Origin of the sequence: Myxococcus guangdongensis (assembly GCF_024198255.1) — a bacterium.
Lineage (GTDB): Bacteria > Myxococcota > Myxococcia > Myxococcales > Myxococcaceae > Myxococcus > Myxococcus guangdongensis.
Genome location: NZ_JAJVKW010000005.1, coordinates 342,686 through 357,462 on the forward strand (window position 1 = coordinate 342,686; position 14,777 = coordinate 357,462).

A 14,777-nucleotide genomic window follows, 5' to 3' on the forward strand; every position below is an offset into this window, starting at 1 on the left:
GGAGGGCGGGGGATTTCAGTCGGAGCGGCCGGCTCGGCGCCGGCGCAGGAGCCCCGCCACCAGCAGCCCCGCCAGGGGGAGGAGGGTGGCGGTGGGGCCCGCGGCGCAGCCTCCGGAGCCGCCGCCGGGCTCGTCCCCGGTGCCGGGCGTGCCCGGCAGGGTGGGGGTGGGGCGCTCGTCGGGCGTGCCCGCGTCGGTGCCCCCGCCTCCGCCGCCGGACGCGGCGCTGACAGTCACCACGGAAGTGGCGGTGCGCGTCACCGCGCCGAACGTGGCCGTGGCCGTCACCGTGTACTGGCCCGCCTTGGCGTAGGTGTGCTCCGCGGAGCGGCCCTGGGCCGAGCCGCCGTCTCCGAAGTCCCAGCTCACCGGGACGTCCGTGGACGTGGTCGCCAGGAAGAGCGCGCGGTGGGGGGCCACGCCGCGCTCACCCTCCACGGTGACGGACAGCGCGTCCGCCGGGGGCGGCTGTTCCACGGGCGGCAGGTCCTTGCGCAGCGTGAGGCTGTCGAGCACCTTGCCGTCCGTCGTCAGCAGGTTCGCGGTGAGCAGCCCGTCGACCACCTCCACGTCCAGGAAGCCGTAGGCCTTGTTGTCGCGCATGGCGCTCCAGGCCGGCTGGCTCGCGGCGAACGTGCGCAGCGTCGCGCCGCCGCCGCCCACCACCAGGTAGGGGATGCCGTTCGAGGATGCGACGTCGTCGCCCTTCATCGGCTTGCTGCGCTCGTAGTTGTGGTCATGCCCGGTGAGCACCAGGTCCACGCCGTACTTCTCGAACAGGGGCGCGAACTGACGGCGCATGGTGAGCTGCGAGCCGTGCTCGCCGCTGGACCAGGGCGGGTGGTGGAAGAAGACGACCTTCCACGGCTGCGTGGTGCCGGCCAGGTCCGTCTCCAGCCACGCCTTCTGCCTGGCCAGCGAGCAGCGCTCCGCGGACGACAGGCCGATGGCGCAGTTGGAGTCGAGCGACACGAAGTGCACGTGCCCCCAGTCGAACGAGTAGTAACGCTCCGAGCCCTCCGGGTTGTTGGTGGGCATGTACAGGTTGTCCAGGTACGGCTGGCCCTGGTTCGTCACGTACTCGTGATTGCCTGGCGAGGCGAACAGGGGCACCTGCGCGAGCAGGTCCGCCATGGGCACGAAGAGGTGCTCCTGGAAGTCGGCCTCGGTGCCGTCCGGATAGGCGTTGTCGCCCAGGGCGACGAAGAGCTCCGGCTTCGTCTGGAGCATCCGGGCCGTGACGCGCTTCTGGTCCGAGCCACCCGTGCCGAAGTCCCCCATGGCGGCGAAGTGCACGCGGCGCGTTCCGGGCACGGGCGCGGTGGTGAACTGCTTCGCGGGCGTCTTCAGGCCGCAGGCGCTGACCTCATAGGTGTACTCGGTGCCGGGCTTGAGCCCCGTGAGGACCACCGCGTGGACCTTGCCCGAGTCCTCCGAGCGGGCGACCTCGTTGGTCGCTCCCACGCCGTAGCGCACCTCGGGCGAGCAGTTGGCCGCCAGGCGGAACGCCACCAGGGCCGTGTCGGGACCCACTTTCTGGAGATAAGGGTCGCGAGCGAGGACGCCCGCGGAGGCCATGCCCGACACCAGCGTCAGGGCCACGGCGAGGGGAAGTGGGGTGAAGCGGTTCTTCCGATGCATGCAGCCTCCTCCCGAACCATCTCGGGACGGAGGCCCAACCGTTCACTCCGCGACCTTCATCCAACCTTCCCGTCATGGAGCGGGCGGCGAGGCGGGCCCTCGCACGCCCCTCTCCAGGACAGCAGGCAGGCGTTACTTCTTGATGTCGTAGGCGGCCAGGTCCTCGGTGCGCTCGCCCTCCTCGCGCACCTTGCCGATGCCGGGCACCAGCCAGTAGTAGCGCTCCTTGCCGTCCTTCACCTCGCCCGCGTCGTTGAGCTTGTCGCGGCGAATCTTGATGGCGTTGGTGAAGGTGCCGGCGCGCGTCTGCACCGTCACGCCCACCTCCAGCACGCGCCACGTGTACGTCGGGTCGCTGTCGTCCTTGCTGCCGTCCCCCATCACCGTGAACTCCTGCACGGCGCTGGTATAGGCCCAGGGCACCGTCGTGGGCGCGCGCGCCAGCGACTTCACCGTCGCGGGGCTCCACGTGGTGGTGCGCACCTGCACGCCGTCGCGGTGGTCCTCCTCGCGCAGCCGCACGACGAGGCCGTTGCTCTGCTCGAGCTGCCACGAGTACTCCTCGTAGAGGATGCCCGTGGCCACGCGGTCCTGCCGGCTGTGCACCAGCACGCCCGTCGTCCCCGCCGGGGCGCCCGGCACGTCGCGCGGGCCGAGCACCTCCACCCGCTTCTGGAACCGGCCGTGCACCGGGTCCTGGATGTCGTAGACCCAGAGCGAGCCCGTCGTCAGCGGCCACAGCGTGGTGGCGGCCGGGTCCGGGTTCGACGGGTCGGGGTTCTGCGAGTCCCCCGGCAGGCCCACGTCTCCGTCCGGGTTGGAGGGACCGGGGCCCGCGCCCGGCAGGCTTCCTCCACCACCACATCCCACGAGCAACCATCCGGCCGCGAGCGCGACCACCCACCTGCGCGTCATGTCAGCTCCTCCCGTGTCCCCTTGGGGCCTACCGCCGTCCACCGCAGCCCCCGCAGGGGCATGCCCTCCGTCCGTCCCAGCGCCGCCGTCAGCGAGCCGGGCACGGGCTCCTCCACTTCCAGCTCCAGCCGCCGCCCGTCGAAGTCGAGCGCGCAGCTCTTCACCATCACGTTGCGCTCCCCGAGCGCGCTGCGGAGCGACGCCTCCGCGCCCACCAGGTCGTCGGCCTGGGCGGACACCAGCAGCCGCTGCTTCGGCGCCGCGGGCGCCTCGCGGTTGAACAGGTCCAGCACGAACAGCAGCGCCGCCACGAACACCGTGCCCACGCCCGCCAACCCCAGGCTGCCGTGGCCACACGCCATGCCCAGGCCAATCATCAGGAACAGGATGGCCGCGTCGCGCGGGTCCTTGAGGCCGGAGCGGAAGCGCACGAAGCCGCCCAGGCCCACCAGGCCGAAGGCCTTGGCCACGCTGTCACCGATGACGGCGGTGATGACCGCCGCCGCCGCGCACAGCAGCACCTGCGCCTGAATCATGTCCGCCTTCGGCAGCGCCCGGCGCATGATGAGCCGCCAGGGCCGCAGGGACAGCACCGTGCCGATGAGCGCCGCCGCGAGCATCCGCGGCAGCATCACGGTGATGGACAGGCTGTTCAGCTCCGACTTGGCGCTCTCGAAGAGCGCCGGAATGGAGGCCTCCATGGTGTGTGCGTTCCCTCAGAGCTCGACGTGCTGCGTGGGTGCTTCCACCGCCGGGCGACTCGCGCGGGCCTGCGGGGTCCGGGTGTCGAGCACCGCCGCGGTGGCGATGACGGCATAGGCGTTGCGAAGCGCGGGCAGCTTCCGGGGCTGGGCCTCCAGCACGCGCTGGATGAGCACGCGCGCCTCGGGCACCAGCGGCAGGCCCTTGAGCGAGGAGAGCACCGTGGCCGGCCAGCGGTTCGCGTGGGCCACGCGCAGGCGCCACGCCCGTGGGTCGTTCATCCCGTCCACCGAGTCCAGCGCCTCCTTCGTCTTCGGCGCGCCGCGCTCGCGCAGCGCCCAGGCCTCCTCGGTGGAGAGCCCCGTCAGCGAGCGCAGCACCAGCTTGGTGGCCTTGTCCGCCAGCGCCTCCCGCAGGCCGCGGGCCACCGGCGTGTCCAGGCCCTGCGTCCCGCGCAGCACCGCGAGCCTGTCGTGGGGCAACAGCGCCTCGCGCAGCGCGTCCGAGCGGGCGTCGGAGAGCCCCCCCAGGCTGCGGGCCACCTCCGTGTACAGCCCCCGCTGCATGCCCGCCTCGCGCACCACCCAGGACTCCTCGCCGTCCACGCCGGCGAGGCCCAGCAGCACGTCGCTCAGCTTCCCGTCGCGCACGCCGCGCTCGCGCAGGCTCCACGCCTGGGGTGAGCTGTCGCCCTTGAGGCCCTGCAGCGCCTCCGCGGGCGCCTGGGCATACAGCCGCTCCCGCAGCATCCCCGCGCGGGCGCCCCGGAGGCCGGAGATGCTCGACGCCACGTGGGTCGGCGCCAGCGGCGCGAGCACCTCGCGCAGCGTCCACGCGGGCTCGTCATCCAGGCCCTGGAGGCCGCGCGCCGTGAGGGCGGGGAAGCGCTCCACGAAGTCCAGTCGCCGCTGATGCGCGGCGAGCCCGGGCAGGCCCCCCAGCATCCACACCGCCAGCGCGGGCTCTCGCGGCTCCACGGTGTCGAGCGCCTGGAAGAAGCGGGCCTCGACGTCCTCCACCTCGACGGGGCCCGAGGCGGGCACCGATGCGGGGGCGGGGACGATGCGCTGCACGGGCGTGTCACGCCCCTCCAGCCTCGCCACCACCGCGTCGACCAGGCGCTGCTCCAGCACGTGCAGCGGCGCGTCGTTGTTCTCGATGATGAGCCAGCGCCGCGGGTCCTCCTTCGCCAGCGCGAGGAACGACTCGCGCACGCGCACCGCCAGGCCCGCGCCCACCATGCCCTTGCGGCTGTCGCCCGCCTCTGACTTGTTCGTCAGCGTCTTGCCCAGCCGCTTGCGCCAGCGGGCCAGGTCCGGGTCCACGTCCACCAGGATGACCAGGTCCGGCCACAGGCCCTGAGAGGCCAGCTCGCACGCGGGCTTGAGCTCGGACATGGGCAGCCCCCGGCCCCCGCCGCTCAGCGCCAGCTGCGAGTACAGATAACGGTCCGTGATGCACACCTCGCCCCGCGACAGCGCGGGCGCCACCACCTCTTCCAGTTGTTGCGCGTCGCGCGCCAGGTTGAGGAAGAACTCCGCGCGCGGTGACATCTCCAACAGGCGCGCGTCCCGCGTCAGCTCCCGCACGCGCCGGGCCGTGGACGAGCGCAGCTCGCCTCCTTCCCGTGCGTGCGCCACCCGGTAGCCGAGCTTCTTCAACCTCCCGGCCAACAGGTTGGAGAGCGTCGTCTTGCCGCTGCCGTCAATCCCCTCGAAGTCGATGAACACGGTGCCTATCCCCTCGCGACCCCATCCACGGCGAAGGCAGGTGCCCTCGCCATCCCCTCTGCGAACTTGCTGTACGTCGGCGCGCCGCCCGGATTGAGCGACGACAGCCAATCGGGCAGCTCCTCCCCCAGGTGCTTCACCTCCACCACCACGCGGCCCTCGCGGAAGAAGGGCGGCTCCAGCCGCTCGCTCGTCAGCGCAAGCTGGGACATGGCCAGCTCCGGGGCAACGTGGTGGTAGCCGATGTCCCGGTCCACCGTCACCCGCCACGCCTGCGACGCCTGATACACGTGGCGCTGGTACGTCACCGCGAGCACCGGCTGCAGGCTGCCGCCGGCGATGAGCGGCAACAGCCGCGCGCCGCCCCGGAGCACGCGGCCCAGCTCCGAGCGTGGCACCCAGACGCGCCGCTTCTGCGTGAGGCCATGGCGCTCGCGCTTCACCTCCAGCACCACGCGCTCCACGCCCCCCGCGCCCACGTCCGGCGAGTACTCCTTCGTGCGGACCTTGAGGCAGTCCTCCGGCGTGCGCAGCGCGCGCGACGCCAACGGACAGCCCGGTCGGTCGAAGTAGACGGAGACGATGCGCGTGGGCGCCGGCACCTGTCCCTCCAACTCCCGCGTCAGGCGCGCGCACAGCGCGAGCGCCGTCTCCTCCTCCAGCACCAGCTTGAACTCACGCCGGAGCCTGGTCACTTCCCCCTCGGCGAACGAGAGCATGGCGTGTCTCCGTGATTAGAAGCGGGTGGCGAGCTGCAGCGAGTACTCGAGGCCCGGTGCCTCGTCCCCCGGCCGCAGCGCGCGCTCCACCTGGAACTGCCCCCGGAACCGACTCCCCAACAACAGGTTGAGACCCCCGAGCAACGAGTGGCCTCGCCCCTCCACATTCCCCCGCAGTTGCAGACCCTCCGCGCCCACCACCGGCTGCAGCGCCCACTCCGTCGTCACCGGGAGCGTCCAGCTCGCCAGCAGCAGCTGCGCGGTGAACGGCCCCACCGGCAGCCGGCCCGTGACGGCCTCGCCCTTCACGTTGAAGCCGCCGAACCGCAGCTCCGCGTCGGCCGCCACCGCGTGCCTGCGCGCGCGGTCCAGCGCCTCCGCCACGTACGTGCTGAAGCCCAGGGTGAGCATCTTCTTGAGGGGACGCACGGTGATGCGCCCGGCCAGGTCCTCCTTGGTGCGCGCGCCCAGCTCGTCGCGCGAGCCCTGGAACGCGCCCGCGGAGATGCGCAAATCCCACAGGCCCTTCAGGCGCACCTCGCCCATGAAGCCCAGCCGCCGTCCGCCCAGCTCGTGCACGTCCCCCAGGTAGTCCTCCACCAGTCCGCGCCCCTGGATGGGCAGGCTCCACGCGCCCTCCAGCCGACGCTGCAGGAAGGGCGACTTGAACTGGCCGCCATAGAGGCGGAAGCGCTTGTTGTCGTCGGACAGCCGCACGAACGCGTCCTTGAGTATCGTCGAGTCGGCCAGGTCCGCGCTCACCTCGGCCTCGAGGTTGGGCAGCGACGTCGCCACGCCCACGCGCGCCGAGTTGATGCTCAGCGTGCGCGCGAACTTCTCGCGCTCGTCCGCGCTGGCCTGCGCATAGACACGGCCGAACACGCGCACCGTCTGGATTTCGTCGTCCGGCGTGTCGTCCAGCGCGGTGGAGTCCTCGCCGATGGAGTCCTCCTGCTGCGCGCCCGGCTTGCGCTTCTTTTTCTTCTTCTTCGCGGCCGCCGCGGCCTCGGCGGGCTCCACCGTGGGCGCCGCGCTCGTCGTCGGCGTCGGGCGCACGGCGTCGCCGGCATCTCCGGGTTGGATGCGGGGCGGCAGCGCCTGTGCCAGCGCGCCCTCCGTCAGGCTCGGCGTGGACTCGAGCGGCTCGGAGCCCTCGGGCGGGCCTGAGTCCACGGGCTCCACGCCATCCACCACGCCGCCAGAGAGCGCATCCACCGAGGCGGCGGAACCGGAGGCCTCGGCCCCCTCGGATGCCGGGGTCGCCCACGCCGGTCCACCCACGAGGACCGCGACGAGGAGACCCCGCCTCCCCAGCTCATCCCACCGACACCCGCCCATGTCCCCGCCTCCCCGTCGCAGCCGGCAGAGCGCTTGTGCAACAGCGGTGCCCGATTCGACAACGTCGGGTGGCGGACGGCGGTGGACGACGCAAGCCCGTCAGAGGGCCCGGAAACGTCGTGACGCGGGCGTTACGGAGCCCTCGGTGGGAACGAAAGTTCCACTTCGTGGGCACCCACCCCTGTACGAATGTCGATCAACCGGTGGAAGGAGTTACCGGTTGGACGCCGCATCCGGCGCCGGTGCGGTGGCGCTGGCCGCTTCAGCGGTGGCGCCGGCCGCGTCAGTGGAAGCGGATGCCTCCACCGGTGGGGTGATGGCCGGCGGAGCGTCGACGTCGGATGGCTCGGTGGGCGCAGGCGTACCCCGCAGGCGCTTGAGCGCGCCCCTCACCCCCAGCGCGAGCACCAGGCCCGAGCCGCCGATGACCAGCGCCCAGCTCAGGCCGCGGGGCAGGGGCGTGGAGGCCACGGTGATGAAGCCCGTGAGGACCTTGAGGCGCGTGTTCTGGTAGCGGACCTCCAGCTCGTAGAGGCCCGGCTCGTCGAACTCCAGCTGCGTGTGCCAGTTGACGCCGTCGTGCGTGAGCGTGCGCGTCAGCTGTGAGGGCGAGTCCTTCAGGTGCAGCGTCAGCGTCAGCGGTCCGGTGAACTCCGCGCCCTGGAAGGCGCCCACGTGCAGGGACAGCATCGCGGGCTCGCCCTCGCGGGGCAGGGCGGGGTGAAGCGTACCCTGCAGCCGCTCCTCGGCGTCCGCCCAGCGCAGCTCCAGCACGTCACCGCGTCGCTCGGTGCGGAGTTGATCCGCACCCGGAGTGGCCGCGACCGCACCCGTCGTGAGCAGGCAGGCAATCAACGCGCCAGTCGATCTCCACACATGCCACCTTTGCCTCGGCGACCGCTGTCCTCTAGGATGCCGAGCCCTGACGCATTCCACCTGAGCCAACTCCCCCGGCCAGAGACCCGGGATGAACCCTCAATCATTCGGGAAATATCAGCTCCTGAAGAAGCTTGCCACCGGCGGCATGGCCGAGGTGTGGCTTGCGCGCCAGACGGGCATCGAGGGGTTCCACAAGAACCTCGTCGTCAAGCGCATCCTCCCGCACCTGGCGGAGGACCGTGAGTTCGTGGAGATGTTCCGGAACGAGGCGCTCATCGCGGCGCGCTTCAACCATCCGAACATCGCCCAGGTCTACGAGTTCGGCGAGGCGAACGGCACCTACTACATCGCCATGGAGTTCATCCACGGCGAGGACCTGGGCCGGGTCATGCGCAAGGCGGCCAGCGCGGGGCAGTGGATCGCCCGGCCCCTGGCCATCCGCATCGTCGCCGCGGCGTGCGAGGGCCTGCACTACGCGCACAGCCGCACGGACGACGCGGGCCGGCCGCTTCGCGTGGTGCACCGGGACATCTCGCCGCAGAACATCCTCATCAGCTTCGACGGTTCGGTGAAGCTGGTGGACTTCGGCATCGCCAAGGCGGCGGATCAGGCGTCGCTCACCAAGTCGGGCGCCATCAAGGGCAAGTTCGCGTACATGGCGCCGGAGCAGGCGGCCGGAAAGCCCCTGGACGGGCGCGCGGACATCTTCGCCATCGGCCTGGTGCTCTACGAGCTGCTCACCGGCGTGCGACCCCTGAAGCGGGACTCGGAGCTGGCCACGCTCCAGGCCGCCATGGAGTGCGCCATCCAGCCGCCGTCGCAGGTGGCGGACGTGCCGGAGGAGATGGACCCGGTGGTGATGCGGGCCGTCGCCAAGAGCTCGGATGACCGCTACCGGGACGCACGCCAGTTCCAGACGGCGCTCGAGGAGATCCTCGTCGGCCAGCGCTGGGTGGCCGGCTCGGTGCAGATCTCCGAGCTGATGGAGACGCTCTTCGCGGACCGGCTGTCCGATGAGCGGGCCCAGGGCCAGGTGGTGCTGGCGGACGAGGAGTCTGGCGGCTCCGCGCCGCCGCCCCCGCCGCAGCAGGAGCGGGGCCGGGGACGCGCGTCGTCGGACATGAGCTGGGACGCGCCTCCGGGCGAGTCGTCGTCTCCGCGCGAGCGGGGCCGCTCCGCGCCGCCCCGCGCCTCGCCGCCGCCTCCCGCGCGCCGCACGGGCGCGGTGCCGCAGCCGGTGGTGGAGGAGGACCCGGGCGAGTGGGATGCGCCGTCCGGCGTGATGGAGGTGCCGCCCCAGCGCCGCCGGGGCGGGACGTCGGACTCGACGCGCCGTCCGAGCAGCGCCAACGTGACGCAGGTGGCCCGCACCAGCTCGCGCTCGGACCTGCGCGGCGCCACGACGAATCCGGGAGAGCCCTCCGAGCCCGCGCCGCCTCCTCCGCGCCGCTCCATGACGCGCGCCGCGCCAGCGGTGGACGTGGAGCCGCCCGCGCCGCGCCGCTCGCGCACCTCCGCGTCGTTGGACCTGGACGAGCGCACGCGGATGGAGGACGAGGACGACGACGAGCGGACCATGCTGCCGCCGCCGGAGCCCTCGCCGCCGCCGCGCCGTCGCACGGGGATGCAGTCGCAGGTGTCCGTGCCGGAGGCCCCGGCGCGTCGGCGCACCTCCAGTCGCGCGGAGATGCCCTCGCCGCCGCCCCCGTCACGCTCCCGCGCCTCGCTCGCCTCCGCGCCCGCGGTGCGGGAAGAGGACGACGTGGACCGGGCGCTGGCGAAGGACGCGCGCCGGCACGCGGGTCAGCCGCTGGCCAAGCGCAACATCGCCATGCTGGGCTTCATCGTGGGCATGCTCGGGGTGGTGGCCGTCTTCCACAAGCCCATCCTCGCGGTGCTCAGCGCCACGGCGTCGGACGGGCAGGGCGTGAAGCTCACCGTCAACACCAACGAGCGGGTGAAGGTGTCCGTGCGGCACACGGAGCGCTGCGGCAGCTCGCAGCCCGTCACCGAGCTGGGCCTGACGCCGCTGACGATGGTGTCGGGCGCGCACCTGCAGGACACGCTCATCCTGGAGAACGAGCAGCAGGGCATCTTCACCGAGGACACGGACACGCTGGCCTTCGGCGTGCCGGGCGAGTCCAAGGTGCTCACCCAGGAGTTCCGACGGGGCTCGCTGCAGCTGCTCCTCAAGCCGGAGACGGTGCGCGGCATCACCGTGCGCCGCCGGGGCCAGGACGTGGGCCTGTACCAGGGCGGCGGCGGCAAGGGCTTGAAGATCGACCTGATGGAGGGCAAGCACAAGCTCGAGCTCATCGGCGGGCCGCTCAAGGAGCCGTTCATCTTCGAGGTCGACATCAAGCCGAACTCGGTCCTGAAGGACACGCAGGACCTGTCGGCCTTCATCGGGTAGCCGCTCGCGCGCGGCACGTCGCCCGCGAGCACCTCCGCGTCTCCTCGGTCTTCAGTAGCGCGGCAGGGAGGAATCGACCTGGAGCGAGTACAGGTCGATGCCCCCGCGCAGCGACACCGCCTCCAGTCCGCGCGACAGCAGGTACGCGGTGCCATCCAGGCTGCGCACGCCGTGGTGGCAGTAGACGACGACGGGGCGGCCTCGCAGCGCCTCCAGCTCCTCGGCGCGCTCGTCGAGCTCCGGCAGCGGGATGAGCACGGAGTCGGGGAGCGCCACGTACTCGTGCTCGTGCGGGAAGCGCACGTCCAGCAGGGCGGGGCGAGTCTCGGCGGGGCCTTCGAGGAGCTGGGCGAGGCGGGCGGGGGTGATTTCGGGGATGGGCATGGCGGTGCGTGGAGGATGTCAGGGGGCGGTGGCGCAGAAGCGCTCGTAGTCGATGAGCTCCACCTTCGCGCCGGGCGAGCACACCGGGCACTGGGCGTCGCGGCGCAGCTTGAGCTCCTGGAAGCGGGTGCCCAGCGCGTCGAACGTCAGCAGCCGGCCGACGAGCGGCTCGCCCTTGCCGAGCAGGAGCTTGAGGGCCTCGTTGGCCTGGAGCAGACCGATGAGGCCCGGCAACACGCCCAGCACGCCGGCCTCCGCGCACGAGGGCGCGAGCTCCGGCGGCGGCGGGGCGGGGTAGAGGCAGCGGTAGCAGGGCCCCTGTCCCGGCACGAAGGTCGTCACCTGACCCTCGAAGCGGAACACGGAGCCGTGGATGTTGGGCAGCCCGCGCATGAGGCACGCGTCGTTGAGCAGGTAGCGGGTGGGGAAGTTGTCGCCGCCGTCGAGGACCAGGTCGAAGCCGTCCAGCACGCGCAGCACGTTCGCTGACGTCAGGCGCTCCTGGAAGGGCACCACCTTCACGTCCGGGTTGAGGGCTTCAATCGCGGCGCGGGCGCTGACCACCTTGGGCTGGCCCCGGCGCTCCTGGGTGTGCAGCACCTGACGCTGCAGGTTGCTCAGGTCCACCACGTCCGAGTCGACGATGCCCAGCGTCCCCACGCCCGCGGCCGCCAGGTACAGCGCCGCCGGGGAGCCCAGCCCCCCCGCGCCCATCAGCAGCACGCGGGATTTCAAGAGGCGCGCCTGACCCTCCTCGCCCACCTCGGGGAGGATGAGGTGCCGGCGGTAGCGCTCCTTCTGTTCAGCGGAGAGCACGAAGGGCTTCTCCACCGGCAGGGCCGCGTCGCTCCAGCGGTTGTAGCCGCCCGCGAGCGACGCCACGCGCGTGTAGCCCAGCTCCTTGAGGGTCCTCACCGCCAGCGCCGAGCGGGTGCCGCCCGCGCAATAGACGATGAGCTCCTCGTCCCGGCCCGCGCGCTCCTCGATGCGCAGCTCCAGGTAGCCCCGGGGGATGTGCACCGCGCCGGGCAGCCGGCCGCCCGCGTACTCGTCCGCCTCCCTCACGTCCACCAGCTTCACCGGGGCCCGGGTGTCCAGGAGCCGCTTCACCTCGTCCACGGTGACTTCGCGAATCTCCTGTTTCACTCCGGCCAGCAGTTCTCGGAAGGTGGGCGCCATGGGGCCGGTATAACCCGAGGCTTGGGGGCGGGCCCGTGCGGGATGAAGTGTCCCGGGGCGGACGAGCGGCCGCTCCCATGGATTTTCCGGCCCCGGGCGTTATAAAGCTCGGTTCGAGAGGAGATTTTTCCGACATGGATACGACGACCACGACCCCCGCTTCCGCCACCTCGACGGCCCCCCAGTCCGCGCCCCCGACGGCGGTGCGTTTGACGGAGGCCGCTGTCCGGCAGGTGAAGGAGGTCATCAAGGCCCAGGGCTTCGAGGGCTACTTCTTCTCCATCCGCGTCGTCCCCGCCGGCTGCAGCGGCCTGGGCTACGACCTGAACCTGGTCAAGGAGACCAAGGCTGGCGACAGCGTCTGGGAGCAGGACGGCGTGAAGCTCGCCACCGACGGCATGAGCAGCCAGTACCTGGCCGGCACGGAGATCGACTACGTGTCCGCGATTACGGGCGCGGGCTTCAAGTTCAACAACCCGAACGCGAAGTCCTCCTGCGGCTGCGGCACGTCGTTCACGACCTGAGCCCCGCCGTCGTTCGACGTTCTCCCGGCGAGGGCGGTGGCAGCACCGCCCTCGTCGAGCCTGCGCGCGTCGCCGAGCGGGCCCTCAGGCCCCGGCGATGGGCTGCATCACCTTCAGCCAGGACTGGTTCTCCTTCTGACGCGCGAGCCGCTGGGCGCGGCGGGCCTCGGCCTCGCGGAAGGCCTCCTTCTCCGTGTCCGACTCCATCAGGAGCGGCGGCACGGGGACGCGCTGGCCGTCCTTGTCGATGGCCACGAAGGTGAGCAGCGCGCTGGTGGTGAGCGTGCGCTCGCCGGTGAGCGGGTTCTCCGCGTGCACCGTGACGCCCACCTCCATGGAGGTGCGGAAGGCGGCCAGCACGCGCGAGTGCAGCAGCGCCACCCAGCCCACCTTGATGGGCGCGTGGAAGTGCAGGTCATCCATGGACGCCGTCACCACGACCTGCCGGCAGTGGCGCTGGGCGGCCACCGCGCCGCAGATGTCGATCCACTCCATCACCTTCCCGCCGAACGCGGCGTTCAGGTTGTTGGCGTCGGGAGGCAGGATGAGCTGTGTCATCACCACCTCGGTGTCCTTGGCTCGCTTGGGCGTCAAATCCGACATCACTCATACCTTCCAGACAGAGACGGAGGGCTCACGGTCGAGGCCCCGCCGTGTCTCATGCCAGGAAGGTGGAGATGCGGTCCAGGAACTCCTCGCGCCCGCGGCCCTTGCGGATGTCCTGGCGTGAGACATCCATCACCAGGGTCTCCACGCCGTACTTCTCCTGCAGGACCTGGGGGAAGGAGGCGTAGTAGCCGTTGAGCCCTCGCAGGAACTGTGGGCGGATGCCCTTCTCCTCCTCGCGGCCCCGGGTGCGGATGCGGTCGAGCAGCACGTCCACGCTGCCCACCTCGAAGCAGATGACCTTGTCGGGGCGGATGATGTGACGCGACAGCCGCTGGAAGTACTCGTAGTACAGGTCCAGCTCCGCGTTCGTCATGTGCCCCAGGCCGTGCAGGTACTTGGCGAAGATTTCCGGGTCCTCGTAGAGCGTGCGGTCCTGCACGCAGCTGCGGCGGTACGAGTGGATGAGCTCGTGGTGCTCGACGCGGCGGATGAGGAACTCGAGCTGGAGCGTGAAGGACCAGCGCGACATGTCCGCGTAGTAGTCACGCAGGAAGCGGTTGTCGATGACGGGCTCGTCGAACAGCTCGTAGCCGAAGCTCTGGCTGAGCATCTTCGCCGCCGTCGTCTTGCCCGCGCCGATGTTGCCCGCGAGCGCCACGAAGCGCCGCCCCTTGGGTGCCTTCACCTTCGTCTTCGCCGCCGTCTTCACCGTGTTGCGCGCGCGCGGCGCGGACGTCTTCTCGGCGGGAGTGTCGGAGGGCTTCGGGGCAGCGGCCGGGGAGGGGGACGGGCGCGAGCTGGAACGAGGCATGGAACCGGGGCTTAACCCGGCTTGGTGGTGGCGTCCATTCGCTGCCTCAGCAGGTCTGGCCGGTCGGTCATGATGCCGCCGACACCTTCTTCGATGAGGCGGGTCATCTCCGCCGCATCGTCCACCGTCCAGACGTTGACCCACTTGCCGCGCTCGGCGCACTCGCGCAGGAATTGCGCGTCCACCAGCCGCACCTCACCGAAGTACAGCGGCATGTCGAGTACGGTGTAGCGAGGGTCATCCGGCGGGGACTCTCCGCCCCTCAGCCCGATGACCAGCGCGGCCAGCGCATCGCGGGGGTAGAAGTGACACGCGTCGGGCAGCCGCGCCGCGAGCCGCTCCCCCACGGCGTCCTGCTCGCTGCCCAGGCAGACGCGCTCCACCGCGCCCTCGTCCTCGAGCAGCTTCGCGAGCAGCTCCTCCTGCCCGGCCACGTCCGGCTTGAGCTCCACGTTGAGACGTAAGTCAGGGAAGACCCGCAGCACCTCCCGCAGTGTGGGGATTCGCACGCCCTGTCCCCGAAAAGGAAATGTCTGGCCTTCATCCGGGGTAAAGCCATACCCGGCGTCCAATCGCATCAGCTCCGAGAGCGTGTGCGCGGCCAGTTGTCCGATGCCATTGGTGCAACGCTCCAGTGTGTCGTCATGCGCCACGACGATTTCGCCATCACGCGTCACGTGGACATCCAATTCCAGCATGTCCGTGCGGAACCGTTCCACCGCCTGGCGGAAGGCTTCCATCGTGTTCTCGGGCGCGAGCAGCGCGCCGCCGCGGTGCGAGATGTGCAGCGTGGGCCGCAGTCCTCGGAGAAAAGCAGGCGGGGCTCTCATGGGGTTGTTCCCTGATTTCACGCGGGTGTCACCTGCGGGGGAGGGGGTTCCTTGCCGGCCCCCTCCGGGCGCCGGTATAAGGCCGACATCCTCGGACCGACCG

General features: G+C 71.2%; 14 protein-coding genes. 2 read left to right on the top strand and 12 right to left on the bottom strand.

All coding sequences use genetic code 11. The annotated features are described in order from the left end of the window. Positions 1–15 precede the first annotated feature (15 nt). The 7 genes from LXT21_RS17990 to LXT21_RS18020 all read right to left on the bottom strand — a co-directional run bounded on the left by LXT21_RS17990 (position 16) and on the right by LXT21_RS18020 (position 7,900). Entirely contained in the window at positions 16–1,641 is a 1,626-nt protein-coding gene (locus LXT21_RS17990; RefSeq protein WP_254039373.1) for a metallophosphoesterase, read from the bottom strand. Between the two features lie 132 nt (positions 1,642–1,773). Then, entirely contained in the window at positions 1,774–2,556 is a 783-nt protein-coding gene (locus LXT21_RS17995; RefSeq protein WP_254039374.1) for a hypothetical protein, read from the bottom strand. Beyond that, positions 2,553–3,257 (bottom strand): DUF4956 domain-containing protein, encoded by a 705-nt coding sequence (locus LXT21_RS18000; protein ID WP_254039375.1) that lies wholly within the window; start codon positions 3,255–3,257, stop codon positions 2,553–2,555. Before LXT21_RS18000 ends, LXT21_RS17995 begins: the two co-directional genes overlap by 4 nt. 15 nt (positions 3,258–3,272) lie before the next feature. Further along, on the bottom strand, positions 3,273–4,988 hold the full coding sequence (gene tmk / locus LXT21_RS18005) for a dTMP kinase (protein ID WP_254039376.1): 1,716 nt from the start codon (positions 4,986–4,988) through the stop codon (positions 3,273–3,275). 5 nt (positions 4,989–4,993) lie between these two features. After that, the gene (locus tag LXT21_RS18010; protein ID WP_254039377.1) at positions 4,994–5,707 is read right to left on the bottom strand and encodes a VTC domain-containing protein; all 714 of its coding nucleotides are present in this window, start codon (positions 5,705–5,707) and stop codon (positions 4,994–4,996) included. 15 nt (positions 5,708–5,722) lie between these two features. After that, entirely contained in the window at positions 5,723–7,045 is a 1,323-nt protein-coding gene (locus LXT21_RS18015) for a hypothetical protein (RefSeq protein WP_254039378.1), read from the bottom strand. Positions 7,046–7,258: 213 nt separating this feature from the next. Next, the gene (locus LXT21_RS18020; protein WP_254039379.1) at positions 7,259–7,900 is read right to left on the bottom strand and encodes a hypothetical protein; all 642 of its coding nucleotides are present in this window, start codon (positions 7,898–7,900) and stop codon (positions 7,259–7,261) included. Positions 7,901–8,012: 112 nt separating this feature from the next. On the opposite strand from LXT21_RS18020, the gene LXT21_RS18025 reads away from it, so the two are divergent. Next, positions 8,013–10,337 (top strand): serine/threonine protein kinase, encoded by a 2,325-nt coding sequence (locus LXT21_RS18025; RefSeq protein ID WP_254039380.1) that lies wholly within the window; start codon positions 8,013–8,015, stop codon positions 10,335–10,337. Positions 10,338–10,388: 51 nt separating this feature from the next. Here the strand turns inward: LXT21_RS18025 and LXT21_RS18030 are convergent, their stop codons facing one another. Together LXT21_RS18030 and moeB are read right to left on the bottom strand one after the other, a co-directional pair. Further along, positions 10,389–10,721, bottom strand: coding sequence for a rhodanese-like domain-containing protein (locus tag LXT21_RS18030; protein WP_254039381.1), 333 nt, complete (start codon positions 10,719–10,721; stop codon positions 10,389–10,391). A gap of 18 nt (positions 10,722–10,739) precedes the next feature. Further along, positions 10,740–11,900, bottom strand: coding sequence for a molybdopterin-synthase adenylyltransferase MoeB (gene moeB, locus LXT21_RS18035; RefSeq protein WP_254039382.1), 1,161 nt, complete (start codon positions 11,898–11,900; stop codon positions 10,740–10,742). A gap of 134 nt (positions 11,901–12,034) precedes the next feature. Here moeB and LXT21_RS18040 point away from each other — a divergent pair, with 134 nt between their 5' ends. Further along, entirely contained in the window at positions 12,035–12,424 is a 390-nt protein-coding gene (locus tag LXT21_RS18040) for a HesB/IscA family protein (RefSeq protein WP_223746714.1), read from the top strand. 84 nt (positions 12,425–12,508) lie between these two features. Here LXT21_RS18040 and LXT21_RS18045 read toward each other — a convergent pair whose 3' ends face one another. From LXT21_RS18045 to LXT21_RS18055, 3 genes are read right to left on the bottom strand one after another with little or no spacing between them, the layout of a single operon-like run. Continuing rightward, entirely contained in the window at positions 12,509–13,027 is a 519-nt protein-coding gene (locus LXT21_RS18045) for an acyl-CoA thioesterase (protein ID WP_254039383.1), read from the bottom strand. A gap of 55 nt (positions 13,028–13,082) precedes the next feature. Further along, positions 13,083–13,844 (bottom strand): deoxynucleoside kinase, encoded by a 762-nt coding sequence (locus tag LXT21_RS18050; RefSeq protein ID WP_254039384.1) that lies wholly within the window; start codon positions 13,842–13,844, stop codon positions 13,083–13,085. Positions 13,845–13,855: 11 nt separating this feature from the next. Continuing rightward, complete coding sequence (locus LXT21_RS18055; RefSeq protein ID WP_254039385.1) at positions 13,856–14,674, bottom strand: glycerophosphodiester phosphodiesterase; 819 nt, start codon at positions 14,672–14,674, stop codon at positions 13,856–13,858. Positions 14,675–14,777: the final 103 nt, after the last annotated feature.

What these genes read in the sequence shown, in the direction of transcription:
- LXT21_RS18040 (WP_223746714.1), top strand. Translation starts at nt 12,035, where the DNA reads ATGGATACGACGACCACGACCCCCGCTTCCGCCACCTCGACGGCCCCC.
- moeB (WP_254039382.1), bottom strand. Translation starts at nt 11,900, where the DNA reads ATGGCGCCCACCTTCCGAGAACTGCTGGCCGGAGTGAAACAGGAGATT.
- LXT21_RS17995 (WP_254039374.1), bottom strand. Translation starts at nt 2,556, where the DNA reads ATGACGCGCAGGTGGGTGGTCGCGCTCGCGGCCGGATGGTTGCTCGTG.
- LXT21_RS17990 (WP_254039373.1), bottom strand. Translation starts at nt 1,641, where the DNA reads ATGCATCGGAAGAACCGCTTCACCCCACTTCCCCTCGCCGTGGCCCTG.
- LXT21_RS18055 (WP_254039385.1), bottom strand. Translation starts at nt 14,674, where the DNA reads ATGAGAGCCCCGCCTGCTTTTCTCCGAGGACTGCGGCCCACGCTGCAC.
- LXT21_RS18000 (WP_254039375.1), bottom strand. Translation starts at nt 3,257, where the DNA reads ATGGAGGCCTCCATTCCGGCGCTCTTCGAGAGCGCCAAGTCGGAGCTG.
- LXT21_RS18010 (WP_254039377.1), bottom strand. Translation starts at nt 5,707, where the DNA reads ATGCTCTCGTTCGCCGAGGGGGAAGTGACCAGGCTCCGGCGTGAGTTC.
- LXT21_RS18045 (WP_254039383.1), bottom strand. Translation starts at nt 13,027, where the DNA reads ATGTCGGATTTGACGCCCAAGCGAGCCAAGGACACCGAGGTGGTGATG.
- LXT21_RS18050 (WP_254039384.1), bottom strand. Translation starts at nt 13,844, where the DNA reads ATGCCTCGTTCCAGCTCGCGCCCGTCCCCCTCCCCGGCCGCTGCCCCG.
- LXT21_RS18030 (WP_254039381.1), bottom strand. Translation starts at nt 10,721, where the DNA reads ATGCCCATCCCCGAAATCACCCCCGCCCGCCTCGCCCAGCTCCTCGAA.
- LXT21_RS18025 (WP_254039380.1), top strand. Translation starts at nt 8,013, where the DNA reads ATGAACCCTCAATCATTCGGGAAATATCAGCTCCTGAAGAAGCTTGCC.
- LXT21_RS18015 (WP_254039378.1), bottom strand. Translation starts at nt 7,045, where the DNA reads ATGGGCGGGTGTCGGTGGGATGAGCTGGGGAGGCGGGGTCTCCTCGTC.